Here is a 19,456-nt window from a genome sequence, read left to right on the forward strand (position 1 = left end):
GCCGCCCGCCGGGGCACGGGCGTCGCGCGCGCCGGTGTGCAGTTGCAGGGGCAGCCCGGAGCCGAGGGCGAGCCAGAGCAGGTGTCGCAGCAGTACGGGGTCGTCCAGCGGTCCGCCGGCCTCCCGTACCGCGAGCCAGCGGCCCGCCGCCGCCCGTACCTCGGCGTGCCCGGGCGGCTCGGGGGCCAGGGCGAGCCCGTGCCGTACCCCCGCCACGGACGTGAAGGCGACGGCGGTGGCGGCGGCGTCGTGGACGGCCCGGGCGAGCCGGGTGAGGAGGTCGCCGACCCCGCAGGAGGTGTCGGCGACCCGCTCCGCGAGGGGTTCCAGCCGGACGATCTCCCGGGCGTCGGCGGCCCCGGCGGCGGCGATCTCCCCCGGTCCCGTCAGATCGCCGCCGGGCAGGCCGGTGTCGACCAGGTAGGTGGTGACCCCGGTGGAGCGCAGCAGCCGTCTGCCGGACTCCAGGACGCCCAGCTCCCGTCGGCGCGCGAGGTAGTGCGCGGGCGGGCAGTGGGGTTCGAGGCCGAGGAGCGGCGGGCACCAGCGCCGTACGGCGAAACCGGCCTGGGTGTCGAAGAAGGTGGTGCCCGGGGCGGCGGGGCCCACCCGGCCGCCGAGCTGGGCCTCGAAGGTGCCGAGGCCCAGCTCCGTGCGGAGGACGCCGTGGCAGTACTGGTCCACGAGGGACACTGTTTCGATCATCGGGTTCCCGTCGTGGACCGTACTCCTACAGTCCTAACGGGTGAGGGGCGATCCGGTCGCGGCCCGGGGTCCGGCTCAGCGGTTCGCGTCCGCGCCGGGGCCGGCCCGGCCGCCGGTGTCCGGGGGGCCGGCGGGGTTCGCGCGTCCGCCGACCTGGATGCCCGCCATGCGGGACCACTCGTACCGCCCGGTGCGTACCTTCGCGGCGAACTCGCCGTCGAAGGTCTCGTGCAGGGTGAGTCCGGCCTTCTCCGCGGCGCTCAGCGCGACGCCGTGCGAGGGGGCGACGAGGTCGCCCCAGCCGCCGTCCCCGCCGACGAGCACGATGCGGGTGCCCGCCTGTCCGAGGTACGCGAGCTGCCCCTCGGCGCCGCCGTGCTTCCTGGCGAACGTGCCGATGTGCTTGGCCAGGCGCGCGGCGCGCCGCTCGTCGCGGGCGCCGCCCCGGCCGGTGTCCGCTCCGGTGTCTGCCGTTCCGTCGTCTGTCTCTGCCATGGCCCCGATGCTACCGATGGGTAACGAATCGGGCTACCGCAGGACCGGGCCGCCGCGAGATCGGGCTACCGCAGGAAGGGGTCGACCGCCACGGCGACGAACAAGAGGGAAACATAGGTGATCGACCAGTGGAACAGTCGCATCTCCTTGAGCTTCGCGCCCGTCACCCCGGACTTCGCCCGCGACTGGAGGCCGTGGGCCTCCCACAGCCAGTAGCCGCCGGCCACCAGCGCCACCGACGTGTAGAACCAGCCGGTGTAGCCCAGCGGCGTCAGCAGCAGCGATACGGCGACCATCACCCAGCTGTAGGCCACGATCTGGCGGGCCACCACCCGGTTGGACGCGACGACCGGGAGCATCGGGACGCCCACGCGCGCGTAGTCGTCCTTGACCTTCATGGACAGCGGCCAGTAGTGCGGCGGCGTCCAGAAGAAGATGACGAGGAAGAGGATGACCGCGGCCCAGGAGACCGAGTCGGTCACCGCCGACCAGCCGATCAGCACCGGCATGCAGCCCGCGATGCCGCCCCAGACGATGTTCTGCGAGGTACGGCGCTTGAGGATCATCGTGTAGACGACGACGTAGAAGAGCAGCGCGCCCAGCGACAGCGCCGCCGACAGCCAGTTGACCAGCAGTCCGAACCACAGCGTCGACACGACGGCCAGCGTGAACCCGAAGGCCAGGCACTCGCGCGGCGAGACCATGCCGGTGACCAGGGGACGCTGCGACGTACGGTCCATCAGCGCGTCGATGTCCCGGTCGATGTACATGTTCAGCGCGTTGGCGCCGCCCGCGGAGAGATAACCGCCGACACACGTGGTGACCACGAGCCAGAGGTTCGGCACCCCTTGGGTGGCCAGGAACATCACCGGGACCGTGGTGATGAGGAGCAGCTCGATGATCCTCGGCTTGGTCAGCGCCACGAACGCCAGGACGCGGGCTCTGAGCGGCCGGCGGCCCCCCGGGATCGGAGTCTGGACGACCCCTGCGGGTCGGGACTCGACGGCTGTCACGTACACCCCTGACAGAGAAACCCAGCAAGCTCCGGGCGTGAAGACCCGGTAAAGGCTTGCGCGTACCACGTCACTCTAGACGTTGCCCAGATGCCGTTCTTCGCGGGGGTGGGGTCGTGTTGGAGGCGCCCCGCCGCCCCCTTTCGCCGCGCCGGGAGGCGAAGTCCCCGCACGCGTCGCACTCTGGAAAGGCACTCGAAAAGATGGGTGTTTGTCGCGAGGGTAGGCTCGGCAGCGAACCGGTGCGCCCTCAGAGCACCGGGATTCGACAGCTGGAGAGGAGCCCTGACTCAGGGTGAGCACCAAGCCGACCACCACAGACGTCGAGTGGACCGATCTGGACCGTCGGGCAGTCGACACCGCCCGCGTCCTGGCCATGGATTCCGTACAGAAGGTCGGAAACGGCCATCCCGGTACGGCCATGAGTCTGGCGCCCGCTGCCTATCTCTTGTTCCAGAAACTCATGCGGCACGACCCGGCCGACGCCCAGTGGACCGGTCGTGACCGGTTCGTCCTCTCGCCGGGGCACACCTCCCTGACCCTCTACATCCAGCTCTTCCTCGCCGGGTACGGCCTGGACCTGGACGACCTGGAGGCCTTCCGGACCTGGGGTTCGAGGACCCCCGGGCACCCGGAGTACGGCCACACCGTCGGCGTCGAGACCACGACGGGCCCGCTCGGGCAGGGCGTGGCGAACGCGGTGGGCATGGCGATGGCCGCCCGCTACGAGCGCGGACTGTACGACCCCGAGGCGGCGGCCGGCACCTCCCCGTTCGACCACACCATCTGGGTCATCGTCGGCGACGGCTGCCTCCAGGAGGGTGTCTCCGCGGAGGCGTCCTCGCTGGCCGGGCACCAGAAGCTGGGCAATCTCGTCGTGCTGTGGGACGACAACCACATCTCCATCGAGGGCGACACGGAGACGGCCGTCTCCGAGGACACCCTCAAGCGGTACGAGGCGTACGGCTGGCACGTGCAGCGCGTCGACCAGCTGCCGAACGGCGACCTGGACCCGCGGGGCCTGTACGAGGCGCTGAGGGCGGCACAGGCCGAGACCGACCGCCCGTCGTTCATCGCGGCCCGCTCGATCATCGCCTGGCCCGCCCCGAACGCGCAGAACACCGAGGCCGCGCACGGCTCGGCGCTGGGCGGCGACGAGGTCGCGGCCACGAAGCGCGTGCTCGGCTTCGACCCCGAGAAGTCCTTCGTCGTCGACGACGAGGTGCTCGCGCACACCCGTGAGGCTCTCGACCGCGGCCGCGAGACGCGCGGCGAGTGGGAGAAGCTGTTCGCCGCGTGGCGTACGGCCAACCCCGAGCGCGCCGCGACGTTCGACCGGGTCCGCGCGGGCGAGCTGCCCACCGGCTGGGAAGAAGTGGTGCCGGTCTTCGAGACCGGCAAGTCCCTTGCCACGCGGGCCGCTTCGGGCAAGGTGCTCCAGGCGCTCGGTGAGGTCGTCCCCGAGCTGTGGGGCGGCTCCGCCGACCTCGCGGGCTCGAACAACACCACCATCGACAAGACGTCGTCGTTCCTCCCGGAGGGCAACCCCCTGCCGGAGGCGGACCCGTACGGCCGCACGGTGCACTACGGCATCCGCGAGCACTCCATGGGCGCGACGATGAACGGCATCGCGCTGCACGGCAACACCCGGATCTACGGCGGCACCTTCCTGGTGTTCTCCGACTACATGCGGCCGGCCGTCCGGCTCGCCGCGCTGATGCGCGTGCCGGTCACCTATGTGTGGACGCACGACTCCATCGGCCTGGGCGAGGACGGTCCGACCCACCAGCCGGTCGAGCACCTGTCCGTGCTGCGGGCCATCCCCGGTCTCAACATCGTCCGTCCCGCCGACGCCAACGAGACGGCGATCGCGTGGGCGGAGATCCTCAGGCGGCACCCCGAGCGCGCGCCGCACGGTCTGGCGCTGACCCGCCAGGGTGTGCCGACGTACGAGGCCAACGCCGACACGGCCAAGGGTGGTTACGTCCGCTTCGAGGCCGAGGGCGGCCCCGCGCGGGTCGTGCTGATCGGTACGGGCTCCGAGCTCCAGCTGGCCGTCGAGGCCCGTGAGCTGCTCCAGGCGGACGGCATCCCCACACGGGTCGTGTCGATGCCGTCGGTGGAGTGGTTCGACGAGCAGGACCAGGCGTACCGGGACGCCGTACTGCCGCCGTCCGTGAAGGCGCGCGTGGCGGTCGAGGCCGGGATCGGTCTCACCTGGCACCGTTTTGTGGGCGACGCGGGGCGCATCGTGTCGCTGGAGCATTTCGGGGCATCCGCGGACGCGAAGGTGCTGTTCCGCGAGTTCGGTTTCACCGCCGAGGCGGTCGCGACCGCAGCCCGGGAATCACTGGAAGCCTCCGCGCGCTGACGCCGTTATACGAACCGTAGGAGATGTATTTCTCATGACAGACGCACTCAAGCGCCTCTCCGACGAAGGCGTCGCGATCTGGCTCGACGACCTGTCGCGCAAGCGCATCACGTCCGGCAATCTCGCCGAACTCATCGACCAGCAGCACGTGGTGGGTGTCACCACCAACCCGTCGATCTTCCAGAAGGCGATCTCGGAGGGTGACGGGTACGACACCCAGCTGACCGAGCTGGGCGCCCGCCGGGTCACGGTCGAAGAGGCCATCCGCATGATCACGACGGCGGACGTCCGCGACGCCGCCGACATCCTGCGCCCGGTCTTCGACCGGACCGACGGCCAGGACGGCCGGGTCTCCATCGAGGTGGACCCGCGCCTGGCCCACGACACGACGGCGACCATCGCCGAGGCCAAGCAGTTGGCCTGGCTGGTGGACCGGCCGAACACCCTCATCAAGATCCCGGCGACCGAGGCCGGCCTGCCGGCGATCACCGAGACCATCGGCCGGGGCATCAGCGTCAACGTCACGCTGATCTTCTCGCTGGAGCGCTACCGCAAGGTCATGGACGCCTACCTGTCGGGTCTGGAGAAGGCGAAGGCCGCGGGCCTGGACCTCTCGAAGATCCACTCGGTGGCGTCCTTCTTCGTGTCCCGCGTGGACACCGAGATCGACAAGCGGCTCGACGCGCTGGGCACGGACGAGGCGAAGGCGGCGCGCGGCAAGGCGGCCCTCGCCAACGCCCGGCTGGCGTACGAGGCGTACGAGGAGGTCTTCTCCTCCGACCGCTGGGCGGCCCTGGACCGCGCGCAGGCCAACAAGCAGCGTCCTCTGTGGGCCTCGACGGGCGTCAAGGACCCGGCGTACAAGCCGACCCTGTACGTCGACGAGCTGGTCGCGCCGAACACGGTGAACACCATGCCGGAGGCCACGCTGGACGCCACCGCGGACAGCGGGCAGATCACCGGTGACACGGTGCGCGGTACGTACGACCAGGCACGCGCGGACCTCGAAGCCGTCGAGAAGCTGGGGATCTCGTACGACGAGGTCGTCCAGCTGCTGGAGGACGAGGGCGTCGAGAAGTTCGAGGGCGCCTGGAATGACCTGCTCAAGTCGACCGAGGCCGAGCTCAAGCGCCTCGCCCCTTCGGAGGGCTGATCTCCTTGACCGCAACCCACGGAGCGAATCCGCTCCGTGACGCCGCGGACCGACGGCTCCCGCTCATCGCGGGGCCGTCGGGCCTGGTCATCTTTGGCGTCACGGGCGATTTGTCCCGCAAAAAGCTGATGCCCGCCATCTATGACCTCGCCAACCGCGGCCTGCTGCCGCCGGGCTTCTCGCTCGTCGGCTTCGCGCGCCGCGAATGGCAGGACGAGGACTTCGCGCAGGAGGTCCACGACGCCGTCAAGGAACACGCGCGCACGCCGTTCCGCGAGGAGGTCTGGCAGCAGCTCGTCCAGGGGATGCGCTTCGTCCAGGGCAACTTCGACGACGACGAGGCGTTCGAGAACCTCAAGGCGACGATCGACGACCTCGACAAGAAGCAGGGGACGGGCGGCAACTTCGCCTTCTACCTCTCCGTACCGCCGAAGTTCTTCCCGCAGGTCGTCCAGCAGCTCAAGAAGCACGGGCTGGCCGACCAGAAGAAGGGCTCCTGGCGCCGCGCGGTCATCGAGAAGCCGTTCGGGCACGACCTCAAGTCCGCGCAGGCCCTCAACAAGGTCGTGCACGAGGTCTTCCCGTCCAACGAGGTCTTCCGGATCGACCACTACCTCGGCAAGGAGACCGTCCAGAACATCCTGGCGCTCCGCTTCGCCAACACCCTCTTCGAGCCGATCTGGAACCGGTCGTACGTCGACCACGTCCAGATCACGATGGCCGAGGACATCGGGATCGGCGGCCGTGCCGGATACTACGACGGCATCGGCGCGGCCCGGGACGTCATCCAGAACCACCTGCTCCAGCTGCTCGCGCTGACCGCGATGGAGGAGCCCGCCTCCTTCGACGCGGACGCGCTGGCGGCGGAGAAGACCAAGGTCCTCGGAGCCGTACGGCTGCCGGCGGACCTCGGCGCGGACACGGTGCGCGGGCAGTACGCGTCCGGGTGGCAGGGCGGCGAGAAGGCCGTCGGCTACCTCCAGGAGGACGGCATCGACCCCAAGTCGAAGACCGACACCTACGCCGCCGTGAAGGTGGAGATCGACAACCGCCGCTGGGCGGGCGTCCCCTTCTACCTCCGTACCGGCAAGCGCCTCGGCCGCCGGGTCACCGAGATCGCGGTGGTGTTCCAGCGGGCCCCGCACTCCCCCTTCGACCACACGGCCACGGAGGAGCTGGGGCAGAACGCCCTGGTCATCCGGGTCCAGCCGGACGAAGGCGTGACCATGCGCTTCGGCTCGAAGGTGCCGGGCACGGCGATGGAGGTGCGGGACGTCTCGATGGACTTCGCGTACGGCGAGTCCTTCACGGAGTCCAGCCCCGAGGCGTACGAGCGGCTCATCCTCGATGTGCTGCTCGGCGACTCGAACCTCTTCCCGCGCACGGAGGAGGTCGAGCTGTCCTGGAAGATCCTCGACCCGATCGAGCAGTACTGGGACGCGCACGGCAAGCCCGCGCAGTACGAGTCCGGGACCTGGGGTCCGGTCGAGGCGGACGAAATGCTCGCACGACACGGACGGAGCTGGCGTCGGCCATGAAGATCGACCTTACGGACACCACGTCCAGCAAGATCAACAAGGCGCTGGTGCAGGGGCGCAGGGCGATCGGCACCCCCGCCGTCGGCATGGTCCTGACGCTGGTCCTCGTCACCGACGAGGAGAACGCGTACGACGCGCTCAAGGCCGCCAACGACGCGTCCCGTGAGCACCCCTCGCGCAAGCTCGTCATCATCAAGCGGGTCTCGCGCTCGGCGCGCGACCGCGCGAAGCCCCGCCTGGACGCCGAGGTGCGGGTGGGCGTGGACGCGGGGACCGGCGAGACGGTGGTCCTGCGGCTGTACGGCGAGGTCATCGACCACGCCCAGTCGGTGGTCCTGCCGCTGCTGCTGCCGGACGCGCCCGTCGTCGTGTGGTGGGCGGTCAACGCGCCCGTCAACCCGGCGAAGGACCCGCTGGGCACGCTGGCCCAGCGCCGCGTGACGGACACGTACGCGGCGGAGCACCCGATCGAGGAGCTCAAGTCCCGGGCCGCCGTCTACACCCCCGGCGACACGGACCTCGCGTGGGCCAGGATCACCCCGTGGCGCTCGATGCTCGCGGCGGCCCTGGACCAGGTCGACTGCGCCGTCACCGGCGTCGAGGTGGAGGGCGAGGAGCTGAACGCGAGCGGTGAGCTGCTCGGCATGTGGCTCGCCGACCGGCTGCACGTACCGGTCAGGCGCACGGTCTCGGCAGGTCCCGGCCTGACGTCCGTCAGGATGGAGACCGACTGCGGGCCGATCTCGCTCACGCGTCTGGACGGCACCCTCGCGACGCTGTCCATCGACGGCCAGCCGGACCGGGCGGTGGCGCTCAACCGGCGTGACACGTCGGAGCTGATCGCGGAGGAGCTGCGCCGGCTCGACCCGGACGAGATCTACGCGTCGGCCCTGCGGTACGGCGTGGAGAAGCTCGGGGACGCGTCGGGGCAGGCGGCGCCTCTCCCGGAGGAGACACCGGCACCGGCCAAGCGGGCCGCGGCGAAGAAGGCGGCCTCGAAGTGAGCGCCCCCCACCTGGTCGTCCACCGGGACAAGGAGCTGATGGCGCAGGCCACGGCGGCCCGGCTGATCACGAGGATCGTGGACGCCCAGGCCTCGCGCGGCTCCGCCTCGGTGGTGCTCACGGGCGGGCGCAACGGCAACGGCCTGCTGGCCGCGCTGTCGGCGGCGCCCGCGCGGGACGCGGTCGACTGGTCGCGTCTCGACCTGTGGTGGGGCGACGAGCGCTTCCTGCCGGAGGGCGACCCGGAGCGCAACATCACCCAGGCCCGGGAGGCGCTGCTCGACTCGGTTCCGCTGGACCCCGCCCGGGTGCACGCGATGCCGGCGTCGGACGGCCCGTACGGCAACGACGTGGAGGCGGCCGCCGCCGCGTACGCGGCGGAACTGGCCGCGGCCTCCCGCCCGGAGGACCACGCGCAGGTGCCGTCCTTCGACGTCCTGATGCTGGGGGTGGGGCCCGACACGCACGTGGCGTCGCTCTTCCCCGAGCTGCCCGGGGTACGGGAGACGGAGCGCACGGTCGTCGCCGTGCACGGCGCTCCCAAGCCCCCGCCGCTGCGCATCTCCCTCACCCTGCCCGCGATCCGCGCGGCGCACGAGGTGTGGCTGCTGGCGGCGGGCGGGGACAAGGCGGAGGCGGCGGAGATCGCCCTGTCGGGCGCGGGCGAGGTCCAGGCCCCGGCGGCGGGCGCGTACGGCAGGAGCCGCACGCTGTGGCTCCTGGACGCGGACGCGGCGTCGAAGCTGCCGAGGGATCTGTATCCCCCGTCGGTGGCCTGACGTCCTGTCACCGTCCTGACGCGTAGGCCCGGTCCGCCTCCCCGGCGGACCGGGCCTTCCGCGCTCCACGATCCGTTCTCCGACCTCAGAGGACGACCTGGTCCGCGCCCGCCTCCAGCCGCGCGACGGCGGTGCGGACGGCGGCGGTGAAGGCGTCGAAGATCTCGTTGGTGGAGCCCGCCCGGCCGGCCCGGGTGAACGTACCGAACATGCTTCTCCGCAGCTCGGTGGTGAGTTCCAGCTGTCCGCCCTTGCCCAGCAGGGTGCGGTTGCACAGGTTCTCCGGGTCCACCCCGGCGAGATCCGGTACGGCCGACCCGTCGATCGTCTGGAACCCGGCCGCCCGCAGCGCGTCGTGCAGGTACTGCTTGAACGTGGCGTTGCGCCCGCCCACGACCACGGCCTCGGGCCGCGAGGCGAGCGCGCCGACCTGTCCGGACGTACAGCCGTGCAGGGACACCACGTTGAGGCTGCCGGCCGCCAGGGACAGGGCGACACGGTCGTCGATGTGGGACGAGGTGATGTGCAGATCCCCGTTGCCGGAGTCGAGCAGCCCCTCGAACATCCAGTAGTCGTGGAGCGCGCCCCCGCCCGGCAGGGGCGCGAGGGTGGCGGGGTGGTACCCGGCGATCGCGAGGCACAACTCCGAGGTCCCGGTCTCGATCCCGCCTCCGTGCGGCGCCATCACGACGGTGCGGACGTACGGGAACACCGATCCGAGGCTGCTGTCGAGCCGCTCGTGCCGCCGGTAACGGCGCCCGAAGTCGAGCCCTTCCCTGCCCGCGAGCTGGGTGTAGAGGTCGGTGGAGGAGGCGTAGTGGTCCTCCGCCGCCACGGCGGCCCGCGCCTGCCCGGCCGTCACGGACCCGCTCACGGCGGCGGTGGCGAGAGCGGCAAGTACCGTACGGCGACTGGTTGCTGTCATACGGTCATGATCGCGTCCCGCTGCCCGTACGTCATTCGGATTCCAGGAACGGCTCCAGCAGGCCGGGGACGGCCTGCGCGGCGAAGGCGAGGCCCTCGCCCTGGGCCGCGTCCCTGATGGCGTACGCGCCTTCTCCGGCGGCGGTGGTCGCCGTGAGGGTGATCAGGCCGGCCCTGCGCTGGAAGTACGACCGGCTGATCGTCCAGCCGATCACACCGCTGCGCTGGAGGGCGACCGTCGTGCGGCGCACGGTTCCCGAGCGGGCGACCAGGTAGGCGCCGGTGGTGGCGTGGCCCAGGTTGCGGGCCGCGTCCAGGGCCAGGAGGACGGCCGGGGGGAGCAGGACGGCCGTGACCGCCGCCGCCACGTACAGCAGCACGTCGGTCAGGAGCAGACCGAGGACCGTGAGGAGTGCGGCCGGCAGCAGGACCGCCGCCAGCGCGCGGCGCAGTCTGCGGGAGCGGGCCGCCCTCGGGTGGGGGATCAGCCGGGCCGTCCGCGTGGGGGACTCGGGCTCCCGGAGGACCCTCGCGGCCAGTGCGTGGGCGAAGGAGACCGGGGCGGCGGGCAGGAGCGTCTTGTGGTCGGCGTGCTTGTCCTCGTCGTCGTGGACGAGGCCGGTGGCGACGGCGTCCAGACGGGCCGCGCCGACGAGCCGTACGCCGATCGGCTCGACCAGCTCGACGCCGCGCAGCCGCCGCTCCTCGAGGGAGACGGACCGGGAGGTGAGCAGCCCTCTGCGGACGCGCAGGGTGCCGCCGGGCTCCCTCTCCAGCCGGTAGTTCCACCACATCTCGGTCCACAGGCCGAGGGTGCCCACCACCCCGGCCAGCCCCGCCGCCGCGACCAGCGCGGCGACCGACCAGAGCAGCGGGGTGTCCCGCAGCCGGTCGGCCACCCAGTCGATCACCTCGGTCCGGGCGCCGAACCAGTCGCTGACCTGGAGGAGACCGCCGGCCGCCGTGCCGCCGAGCACGGGCGCGAGGAAGGAGAGGGGCGCGTATCCGATCCAGCGGGGGTCGAGGACCGCCAGCAGGCCCTCGCGGTGCGGTCCTGGCTCCCCGGGGGTCCGGTCGAGCAGTTCCCTGCGGAGCCGCTCCCCCTCGGCCCTGCGGACCGCGTCGAGCTCCAGGGTGGACTCGTTCCCGGTGTGCTCGCCGGTGCCGATCCTGACCTTGACGAGGCCGAAGGCCCGCAGCAGGAGGCTGGCGGTGAGGTCGACGGTGCGTATGCGTTCGCGGGCCAGGGACCGGCGCTTGACCAGGAACAGGCCGGTGTGGAGTTCGGCCCGCTCGGGGCCGACGCGGTAGCGGGTACGGCGCCAGCGGACGTACTCGCCGCCGGTGCCGCACACGGTCAGGACGCCGGTGCCGGCGAGGACCCAGGCCAGTGCTTCGCCCAGGGGCATGCCGCCCGTCATCCCTACGGCGGTCGGTACACCGGCGCCGAGGGCGATGCCCGCGAGTACGGTCGCGGTGACGAGGAGGCTGCGCCGGTCCAGCCGCCGCCACCCCTCGGGCCCGTCCGCCGGGGCGGCCCGTTCCGTACCGCTGACGGCTCCCCCGGCGGTGACCGCACCGGCGGCGGGGTTCCCGCCGGGACCGGCCGCCGCCTCCGTACCGCTCATGTGGCGTCACCGGGCGTGGCCCGGGTGATCCGGGTCAGACGCTCGGCCAGGTCGGCGGCCAGCAGGTGGTCCAGCCCCGCGAGGTGGACGGCGCCCTTGGCGGACGCGGTCGTGACGATGACCGTGGAGAGCCGGAACAGCTGCTCCAGGGGGCCACGCACGGTGTCCACGGTCTGGATCCGGGACATCGGCGCGATCCGCCACTCCTGCCGGAGGAAGCCCGTGCGGACGTAGACCGCGTCTTCGGTCACCTCCCAGCGGTGCACCCGGAACCACCACCCGGGCAGGAACACCGCGCAGAGGAGACCGAGCACCGCGAGGGCGGCGGCGGGCGTGAGCAGCCAGGTCCGCGCGGGGGCGACGAACGCCCCCAGCACGGCGAGCGGCACGACGGGGACAAGCGTGAACAGCAGCACCCTGGCGCGCCACCAGACGACGGCGCGGGGGTCGAGCGTGTTGCGGGGCGGCCGCAGGTGCCGTACCACCTGCGGCCCGCCTATCCCCGGTGCGCCCATCTGTCAGCGACCGCGCAGGGTGCGGTACGTGGCGACCAGCGCCGCCGTCGACGAGTCGAGGTCGTCGGCCGCCCGGTCACCCGTCAGGACCGGTTCGATCTTCTTGGCGAGGACCTTGCCGAGCTCGACGCCCCACTGGTCGAACGAGTCGATGTTCCAGATGGCGCCCTGGACGAAGACCTTGTGCTCGTACAGGGCGATCAACTGGCCCAGGACGGACGGGGTCAGCTCGTCGGCGAGGATCGTGGTCGTGGGGTGGTTGCCCCGGAAGGTCTTGTGCGGGACCAGCTCCTCGGGCACCCCCTCAGCCCTTACCTCTTCGGGGGTCTTGCCGAACGCCAGCGCCTGCGTCTGCGCGAAGAAGTTGGCCATCAGCAGGTCGTGCTGGGCGACCAGGCCCGGCGCCAGGTCCCCGACGGGCCGGGCGAAGCCGATGAAGTCCGCCGGGATGATCTTCGTACCCTGGTGGATCAACTGGTAGTACGCGTGCTGGCCGTTGGTGCCGGGGGTGCCCCAGACCACGGGGCCCGTCTGCCAGTCGACGGGGTTGCCGTCGCGGTCCACGGACTTGCCGTTGGACTCCATGTCCAGCTGCTGGAGGTACGCGGTGAACCGGGACAGGTAGTGGCTGTACGGCAGGACCGCGTGCGACTGCGCGTCGAAGAACGCGCCGTACCAGACGCCCAACAGGCCCAGCAGGAGCGGCGCGTTGGACTCGGGCGGCGCGGTGCGGAAGTGCTCGTCCACGAGGTGGAAGCCGTCGAGCATCTCGCGGAAGCGGGCGGGGCCGATCGCGATCATCAGGGAGAGGCCGATGGCGGAGTCGTACGAGTACCGCCCGCCGACCCAGTCCCAGAACTCGAACATGTTGGCCGTGTCGATGCCGAAGTCGGCGACCTTCTCGCTGTTCGTGGAGAGCGCCACGAAGTGCTTGGCGACGGCCTCCTGGCCGGCCCTCAGCTCGGTCAGCAGCCAGTCGCGGGCGGAGGTGGCGTTGGTGATGGTCTCGATGGTGGTGAAGGTCTTGGAGGCGACGATGAAGAGCGTCTCCGCCGCGTCCAGGTCCCGTACCGCCTCGTGGAGATCGGCGCCGTCCACGTTCGACACGAAGCGGACCGTGAGGCCGCGGTCCGTGAAGGACCTGAGGGCTTCGTACGCCATCGCCGGGCCGAGGTCGGAGCCGCCGATGCCGATGTTGACGACGTTCTTGATCGGCCGGCCCGTGTGGCCGGTCCACTCGCCTCCCCTGATCCGGTCGGAGAAGGCGGCCATCTTGTCGAGGACCGCGTGCACGGCCGGTACGACGTTCTCGCCGTCGACCTCGACCACGGCGTCCCGGGGGGCGCGCAGCGCGGTGTGCAGGACCGCGCGGTCCTCGGTGGTGTTGATCTTCTCGCCGCGGAACATCGCGTCCCGCAGCTCGCTCACCCCGGTGGCCGCGGCCAGCTCGCGCAGCAGCGCCAGCGTCTCGTCCGTCACCAGGTGCTTCGCGTAGTCCAGGTGGAGATCGCCGACCCGGAGGGTGTAGTCGGTGCCGCGCGCCGGTGCCGCGGCGAACAGCTCCCGCAGACCCGTCCGGCCCAACTGCTCCCGGTGCTTGCCCAGTGCGGCCCACTCGGGCGTGCGATCGAGCCTGTTACGGCTTGCTGCGTTCATTCGGACATCAGCCCACTTCTGCTCGTGCTTGCGTGCTGCCCCTGCTGCCCCTCCAACCTAATTGATCAGACGGGCCAGCGACGCGACGGCCGGTACGAAGAGCGCGGCGGCCACCAGGGCGGGTGTGCTGAGCCCCCATCCGGCCGCCGCGGCGCCACCGAGCAGCGCGCCGAGCGGGGCCCCGGCGACGGCGAGCGTACGGAAGGCGGCGCTGATCCGGCCCAGCGCGGCGGCCGGGCTCCGCTCCTGCACGAGCGTGGTCTGGTTGACGTTCCACACCATGCCGCACAGGCCGAAGACCGCGAGGCACACCACGGCCACCCACAGCTCCCGCACCGTCCCGAGGACGACCAGGACCCCGGTCTGGACGGTGCCGGCCAGGAGGACGGCCCGTATCCGCCCCGTCCGCTCGGCGAGCCGCCGGGCGAGCAGCCCGCCCAGCACGCTCCCCGCTCCGTATCCGGCGACCGCGAGCGCGTACCCGGCGTCGCCGGCGTCCAGCCACCCCGTGACGTGCAGGACGAGCGTGGCGATCAGGGCGCCCATCCCGATGTTGCAGAGGGTCGTGGCCACGCACAGCCCGCGCAGGGTCCCGTCGCGCCACAGGACACGCAGCCCCTCGGCGATCTCCCCGCGCAGGGTGGAGCCGGCCCGGCGCGGGGGCCGTGGTGCCGGTTCGGCCCGCAGGGAGGCGATCAGCAGCGCGGCCACCACGTAGGTCGCCGCGTCGGCCGCGTACGGCAGGGAGGCGCCGCCCAGCAGCAGCACCGGCACCAGGGGCGCGGCGAGGAACGTGCCGGCGATCTGCTGTCCGGTCATCAGCCGGGCGTTGGCGCTCCCCAGCGCCCCGGGCGGCACGAGGGAGGGCAGCAGGGCCGTCGCCGCGTTGTCGAAGAGCGTCTGGAAGGTGGTGAGCACGAAGGCGAGCGTGATCAGCAGGGCGACGGAGGCGTGGCCCAGGGCGACGGCCACCGCGAAGGCCGCCATCAGGACGCCTCGGAGCAGGTCGACGCCCCACATCGCCCGCCGCTGGTCGACCCGGTCGGCGACCGCACCGCCGAGCAGCCCGAACAGCAGCCACGGCAGGTAGCCGCACGCGGTCACCGACGCGATCAGCAGCGGATCGTCGGTGAGGGTGGTGGCGAGGAGGGGCATCGCGGCCGTCCGCAGCGCGTCCCCGAACCGGGAGACGACCGCGGCGGACCACAGCCGCCCGAACCCGCCGCGCCAGGCGGGCGCCCGTACCTCCGCCGCCTCCGCCGCCTCCGCCGCCTCCGCCGTGCCGACAGCCGACACCACGTCCCCCCTCCGGTTCGCCGCTTCGAGAAATCCGATGCCGAGAACCGTAGACGGAGGCACTGACAACGCCGGGGAAACGGGCCGGGAAACAGCTCGGCCGGGCCACCTGACACAGGTGACCCGGCCGGACCGGATTGTCTTGAACTCGCGGCCAGGGGGACAGGCCCAGGGCCTAGATCTCGCCGCGCAGCTTGGCGAGCGCCTCCGCGAGGATCGCCTCGCCGTCCGCGTCGCTCCGCCGCTCACGTACGTAGGCGAGGTGCGTCTTGTACGGCTCGGTGCGCGGCGGGTCCGGCGGGTTGTCCCGGTCCTGGCCGGCCGGGAAACCGCAGCGCGGGCAGTCCCACGTCTCCGGAACCTGCGCGTCACTGGCGAAGCTCGGCACCGTCTCGTGCCCGTTGGAGCACCAGAAGGAGATGCGCAGGCGTGGCGCGGACTCGCCACGCTCGGCCTCACCCATCGGCCCCGCTCCGACCCGGCTTCCCCGGATCGCGTTGCCACTTGCCACGGTCGTAACTCCCTGCGTGATGGTGCCGCGAAGCATCGATAGGCAGCTCCCGCTGCCGGGTGGCGCCCCAGTCTACGTAAGACCGGCCGGCGATCGCCGGTCGGTCTCGGGCCCAACGCGCGTCCAGAGAGGGGAGTTACCCCTGCCGCGGGGCGCGGAACCTCATGATAGGCCGCGCCCGCGGCGCCGTACCGTACGTGCGGTCAGCTGTCCAGCTTGAGCAGCAGGCCAAGTACGATAATGCATGCGAACCACAGCAGACCGACAACCACGGTGATGCGGTCGAGGTTACGCTCCGCGACCGAGGACCCACCGACGGACGACTGCATTCCGCCACCGAACATGTCGGAGAGGCCGCCGCCCTTTCCCTTGTGCATCAGCACCAGCAGCATCAGCAGCAGGCTGAAGATGATGAGGGCGATCGAGAACCCCATAACCACGGCTGGACCAACTTCCTCGGACTGACAGGACTGAATTCGGACTGCTCAAGGACTGCGGGGGCCGGATGGCAAGCCACCTGGCCCCCGCAAGGGTACGACGGATCCGTGCTACCGCATACTCACTGGTCGCGGAACCTGACGATCTTGACGAACTCCTCGGCGTCCAGCGCCGCGCCGCCGACCAGTGCGCCGTCCACATCGGGCTGGGCCATGATCGCGGCCACGTTGCCGGACTTCACCGAGCCGCCGTACTGGATGCGGACCCGGTCGGCCAGCTCCTGGGAGTACAGCTCGGCCAGCCGGCCGCGGATCGCCCCGCAGACCTCCTGGGCGTCCTCGGGGGTGGCGACCTCGCCGGTGCCGATCGCCCAGACCGGCTCGTACGCGATCACGATCGTCTCGGCCTGCTCGGCCGGGACGTCCTTGAGGCCGCCGTCGAGCTGCGCCAGCGTGTACGCGACCTGGTCACCGGCCTTGCGGATGTCCAGGCCCTCGCCGACGCAGAGGATCGGGGTCAGGCCGTGCCGGAACGCGGCCTTCACCTTGGCGTTGCACTGCTCGTCCGTCTCGGCGTGGTACTGCCGGCGCTCGGAGTGCCCCACGGCGACGTACGTGCACTTGAGCTTGGCGAGCATCGGGCCCGAGATCTCGCCGGTGTAGGCGCCGGAGTCGTGCGCCGAGATGTCCTGGGCGCCGTACTTGATCTTGAGCTTGTCCCCGTCGACGAGGGTCTGTACGGACCGCAGGTCGGTGAAGGGGGGCAGGACGGCGACCTCGACGGCGTCGTAGTCCTTGTCCGCCAGGGCGAAGGCGAGCTTCTGGGTGTGGGCGATGGCCTCAAGGTGGTTGAGGTTCATCTTCCAGTTGCCCGCCATCAGCGGAAGGCGGCCCGTGTTGTCGGATGAAACGGTCGAATCGGTCATGGAACGGTCAGTCCTCCAGTGCGGCGAGGCCGGGAAGCGTCTTGCCTTCGAGGTATTCGAGGCTCGCGCCGCCACCGGTCGAGATGTGGCCGAATGCGTTCTCGTCGAAGCCCAGGATCCGGACGGCGGCGGCGGAGTCGCCACCGCCGACGACGGTGAAGGCCGACGAGTCGAGGAGGGCCTGGGCGACGGCCCTGGTGCCCTCCGCGTAGTCGGGGTGTTCGAAGACGCCCATGGGCCCGTTCCAGAAGACGGTGGCCGCGTCGGCGAGCTTGGCGGCGTAGAGCGCGCAGGTCTCGGGCCCGTTGTCGAGGCCCATCTTCCCGGCGGGCATGGCGTCGGCCGCGACCGTCTCGGGGTGCGCGGGCGCCTTGGTCTTGAGGTCGGGGAACTGCTCGGCGACCAGGAAGTCGACGGGGAGCACGAACTCCACGCCGCGCTCCTCGGCGCGCTTGAGGTAGCCCTGGACGGCCGGGATCTGGTCCTCCTGGAGCAGCGAGGAGCCGACCTCGTGGCCCTGGGCCTTGAGGAAGGTGAACGCCATGCCGCCGCCGATGAGGATGCGGTCGGCCTTCTCCAGCAGGTGGTCGATGACCCCGAGCTTGTCGGAGACCTTGGCGCCGCCGAGGACGACGGCGTACGGGCGGGCGACGTCCTCGGTGAGCTTCTTGAGGACGCCGACCTCGGTGGCGATGAGGCCGCCCGCGGCGTGCGGGAGGCGGGCCGGGAGGTCGAAGACCGAGGCGTGCTTGCGGTGTACGGCTCCGAAGCCGTCGCCCACGTACAGGTCGGCGAGGCCGGCGAGCTGGTCGGCGAAGGCGCCGCGCTCGGCGTCGTCCTTGGAGGTCTCGCCGGGGTTGAAGCGGAGGTTCTCGATCACGGCGACCTGGCCGTCGGCGAGGCCCGCGACGACGGTCCGGGCGGAGTCGCCGACCGTGTCGGTCGCGAAGGCCACGTCCGTACCGAGGAGTTCCCCGAGGCGGGCGGCGGCGGGGGCGAGCGAGAAGGCGGGGTCGGGCGCGCCCTTGGGGCGGCCGAGGTGGGACGCGACGATCACGCGCGCGCCGGCTTCGGCGAGCCGGGCGATCGTCGGCTGGACGGCGCGGATGCGGCCGTCGTCGGTGATCGTCGTGCCGTCGAGCGGCACGTTGAGGTCGGCGCGGACGAATACCCGCTTGCCGCCGACCCCTTCGGTGAGAAGTTCGTCGATCGTCTTCATCCGGTGCTGGACTCCTTGGAACGTCTGATCGGTTTCCCGGGCGGGCCGTACAGGCCGACAGGGCTCGACGGGCGCTGTCCGCGCCCACCGAGCCCTGTCACCCATGGCGGGTCGCCTAGAGCTGGCCGCCGACGAATTCGGTCAGGTCGACCAGACGGTTGGAGTAACCCCACTCGTTGTCGTACCAGCCGATGACCTTCACGCTCTTGCCCTGGACCATGGTCAGGGAGGAGTCGAAGGTGCAGGAGGCGGGCCAGTTGACGATGTCCGAGGAGACGATGGCGTCCTCGGTGTAGTCGAGGATGCCCTTGAGCTGGCCCTCGGCGGCCTTCTGGAAGGCGGCGTTGACCTCGTCCCTGGTCACCTCGCGCTCCAGCTCGATGACCAGGTCGGTGACCGAGCCGGTCGGGACCGGGACGCGCATCGCGATGCCGTCGAGCTTGCCCGCCAGCTCCGGGATCACCAGCGCGGTGGCCTTGGCGGCACCGGTGGTGGTCGGAATGATGTTCTCCGCGGCGGCACGGGCGCGGCGGAGGTCGCTGTGCGGGAAGTCCAGGATCCGCTGGTCGTTCGTGTACGCGTGGACCGTCGTCATCATGCCCTTGACGATGCCGAAGTTCTCCAGGAGAACCTTGGCCATCGGCGCCACACAGTTGGTGGTGCAGGAGGCGTTGGAGATGACGTGGTGGTCGGCCGCGACGTACTTGTTCTCGTTGACGCCCATCACGATGGTGATGTCCTCGTCCTTGGCCGGAGCCGAGATGAGGACCTTCTTGGCGCCGCCCGCGAGGTGCTTCGCCGCGTCGGCCTTCTTGGTGAAGATGCCGGTCGACTCGATGACGATGTCGACGCCCAGCTCACCCCAGGGGATGTCGGCCGGGTTGCGCTCGGAGAGCACCTTGATGGTGTGTCCGTCGACCGTGATGGTGTCGGCGGTGTGGGTCACCTGTGCCTTCAGGCGCCCCAGGATGGTGTCGTACTTCAGCAAGTGCGCGGTGGTCGCAGTGTCACCCAGGTCGTTGACAGCCACGATCTCGATGTCTGCACCCTGCTCCAGCAGCGCGCGGAAGTAGTTACGACCGATGCGGCCAAAGCCGTTGATGCCTACGCGGATCGTCACGAACCGATCTCCTCGTTGGTACGCCGGTTTTCGACGCCGGCGAGTTGTATGGGATGTCCCCGACCGCTTACGACCCTACCCTCCTGGGGAGGGCGGAGTGACATCGAGCTGCCGCGAAGTCGACAACGGCCCGTACCCGCGGGTAGCGGGCACGGGCCGTCGACGC

17 protein-coding genes and 1 pseudogene are annotated in these 19,456 nt (G+C 71.2%); 5 read left to right on the forward strand and 13 right to left on the reverse strand.

The window, feature by feature from the left end; genetic code table 11:
• The 3 genes and pseudogenes from GT042_RS13545 to GT042_RS13555 all read right to left on the reverse strand — a co-directional run.
• Positions 1-705, reverse strand: a pseudogene (locus GT042_RS13545) (amidohydrolase); the annotation flags it as partial.
• Positions 706-780: 75 nt separating this feature from the next.
• The gene (locus GT042_RS13550; protein ID WP_161308954.1) at positions 781-1,200 is read right to left on the reverse strand and encodes a hypothetical protein; all 420 of its coding nucleotides are present in this window, start codon (positions 1,198-1,200) and stop codon (positions 781-783) included.
• Between the two features lie 65 nt (positions 1,201-1,265).
• Positions 1,266-2,213, reverse strand: coding sequence for a heme o synthase (locus GT042_RS13555; protein ID WP_161308955.1), 948 nt, complete (start codon positions 2,211-2,213; stop codon positions 1,266-1,268).
• A gap of 295 nt (positions 2,214-2,508) precedes the next feature.
• Between GT042_RS13555 and tkt the strand changes: the two genes are divergently transcribed.
• Genes tkt through pgl form a run of 5 tightly spaced genes read left to right on the forward strand, consistent with a single transcriptional unit; the run spans position 2,509 to position 9,058 of the window.
• Positions 2,509-4,584: a transketolase gene (gene tkt, locus GT042_RS13560; RefSeq protein WP_161308956.1), complete on the forward strand. Its 2,076-nt coding sequence runs from the start codon at positions 2,509-2,511 to the stop codon at positions 4,582-4,584.
• Positions 4,585-4,618: 34 nt separating this feature from the next.
• Positions 4,619-5,737, forward strand: a complete 1,119-nt coding sequence (tal, locus tag GT042_RS13565) for a transaldolase (RefSeq protein WP_161308957.1) — start codon at positions 4,619-4,621, stop codon at positions 5,735-5,737.
• Between the two features lie 5 nt (positions 5,738-5,742).
• Positions 5,743-7,275, forward strand: a complete 1,533-nt coding sequence (gene zwf / locus GT042_RS13570; protein ID WP_161308958.1) for a glucose-6-phosphate dehydrogenase — start codon at positions 5,743-5,745, stop codon at positions 7,273-7,275.
• Entirely contained in the window at positions 7,272-8,279 is a 1,008-nt protein-coding gene (opcA, locus tag GT042_RS13575; protein ID WP_161308959.1) for a glucose-6-phosphate dehydrogenase assembly protein OpcA, read from the forward strand. Before zwf ends, opcA begins: the two co-directional genes overlap by 4 nt.
• Positions 8,276-9,058, forward strand: a complete 783-nt coding sequence (gene pgl, locus GT042_RS13580; protein WP_161308960.1) for a 6-phosphogluconolactonase — start codon at positions 8,276-8,278, stop codon at positions 9,056-9,058. Before opcA ends, pgl begins: the two co-directional genes overlap by 4 nt.
• Positions 9,059-9,143: 85 nt before the next feature.
• Here the strand turns inward: pgl and GT042_RS13585 are convergent, their stop codons facing one another.
• The 10 genes from GT042_RS13585 to gap form a co-directional block, all read right to left on the reverse strand.
• Entirely contained in the window at positions 9,144-9,983 is an 840-nt protein-coding gene (locus GT042_RS13585) for a poly-gamma-glutamate hydrolase family protein (RefSeq protein WP_161308961.1), read from the reverse strand.
• 31 nt (positions 9,984-10,014) lie between these two features.
• The gene (locus GT042_RS13590; RefSeq protein WP_161308962.1) at positions 10,015-11,610 is read right to left on the reverse strand and encodes a PH domain-containing protein; all 1,596 of its coding nucleotides are present in this window, start codon (positions 11,608-11,610) and stop codon (positions 10,015-10,017) included.
• Positions 11,607-12,125, reverse strand: a complete 519-nt coding sequence (locus tag GT042_RS13595; RefSeq protein ID WP_161308963.1) for a PH domain-containing protein — start codon at positions 12,123-12,125, stop codon at positions 11,607-11,609. The genes GT042_RS13590 and GT042_RS13595 overlap by 4 nt, the downstream gene beginning before the upstream one ends.
• Before the next feature lie 3 nt (positions 12,126-12,128).
• Entirely contained in the window at positions 12,129-13,781 is a 1,653-nt protein-coding gene (gene pgi, locus GT042_RS13600) for a glucose-6-phosphate isomerase (protein ID WP_161308964.1), read from the reverse strand.
• A 57-nt stretch (positions 13,782-13,838) separates the two neighbouring features.
• Positions 13,839-15,077, reverse strand: a complete 1,239-nt coding sequence (locus GT042_RS13605; protein ID WP_161308974.1) for an MFS transporter — start codon at positions 15,075-15,077, stop codon at positions 13,839-13,841.
• 175 nt (positions 15,078-15,252) lie between these two features.
• Positions 15,253-15,588, reverse strand: a complete 336-nt coding sequence (locus tag GT042_RS13610; protein WP_078615979.1) for an RNA polymerase-binding protein RbpA — start codon at positions 15,586-15,588, stop codon at positions 15,253-15,255.
• Between the two features lie 203 nt (positions 15,589-15,791).
• Positions 15,792-16,022, reverse strand: coding sequence for a preprotein translocase subunit SecG (gene secG, locus GT042_RS13615; protein ID WP_161308965.1), 231 nt, complete (start codon positions 16,020-16,022; stop codon positions 15,792-15,794).
• 125 nt (positions 16,023-16,147) lie between these two features.
• Positions 16,148-16,951: a triose-phosphate isomerase gene (tpiA, locus tag GT042_RS13620; RefSeq protein ID WP_161308966.1), complete on the reverse strand. Its 804-nt coding sequence runs from the start codon at positions 16,949-16,951 to the stop codon at positions 16,148-16,150.
• 7 nt (positions 16,952-16,958) lie between these two features.
• A complete protein-coding gene (locus GT042_RS13625; protein WP_161308967.1) occupies positions 16,959-18,170 on the reverse strand; it encodes a phosphoglycerate kinase in 1,212 nt (403 codons plus the stop codon).
• Between the two features lie 115 nt (positions 18,171-18,285).
• A complete protein-coding gene (gap, locus tag GT042_RS13630) occupies positions 18,286-19,290 on the reverse strand; it encodes a type I glyceraldehyde-3-phosphate dehydrogenase (protein ID WP_161308968.1) in 1,005 nt (334 codons plus the stop codon).
• Between the last annotated feature and the right edge of the window lie 166 nt (positions 19,291-19,456).

The sequence above is a fragment of the Streptomyces sp. SID3212 genome (assembly GCF_009865405.1).
Taxonomy (GTDB): Bacteria; Actinomycetota; Actinomycetes; order Streptomycetales; family Streptomycetaceae; genus Streptomyces.

Bases quoted from the DNA above. Each gene is read 5' to 3' on its own strand.
- GT042_RS13550 (WP_161308954.1), bottom strand. From the start codon at position 1,200: ATGGCAGAGACAGACGACGGAACGGCAGACACCGGAGCGGACACCGGC.
- GT042_RS13590 (WP_161308962.1), bottom strand. From the start codon at position 11,610: ATGAGCGGTACGGAGGCGGCGGCCGGTCCCGGCGGGAACCCCGCCGCC.
- tpiA (WP_161308966.1), bottom strand. From the start codon at position 16,951: ATGACCGATTCGACCGTTTCATCCGACAACACGGGCCGCCTTCCGCTG.
- GT042_RS13585 (WP_161308961.1), bottom strand. From the start codon at position 9,983: ATGACAGCAACCAGTCGCCGTACGGTACTTGCCGCTCTCGCCACCGCC.
- pgi (WP_161308964.1), bottom strand. From the start codon at position 13,781: ATGAACGCAGCAAGCCGTAACAGGCTCGATCGCACGCCCGAGTGGGCC.
- GT042_RS13595 (WP_161308963.1), bottom strand. From the start codon at position 12,125: ATGGGCGCACCGGGGATAGGCGGGCCGCAGGTGGTACGGCACCTGCGG.
- opcA (WP_161308959.1), top strand. From the start codon at position 7,272: ATGAAGATCGACCTTACGGACACCACGTCCAGCAAGATCAACAAGGCG.
- tal (WP_161308957.1), top strand. From the start codon at position 4,619: ATGACAGACGCACTCAAGCGCCTCTCCGACGAAGGCGTCGCGATCTGG.
- secG (WP_161308965.1), bottom strand. From the start codon at position 16,022: ATGGGGTTCTCGATCGCCCTCATCATCTTCAGCCTGCTGCTGATGCTG.
- GT042_RS13625 (WP_161308967.1), bottom strand. From the start codon at position 18,170: ATGAAGACGATCGACGAACTTCTCACCGAAGGGGTCGGCGGCAAGCGG.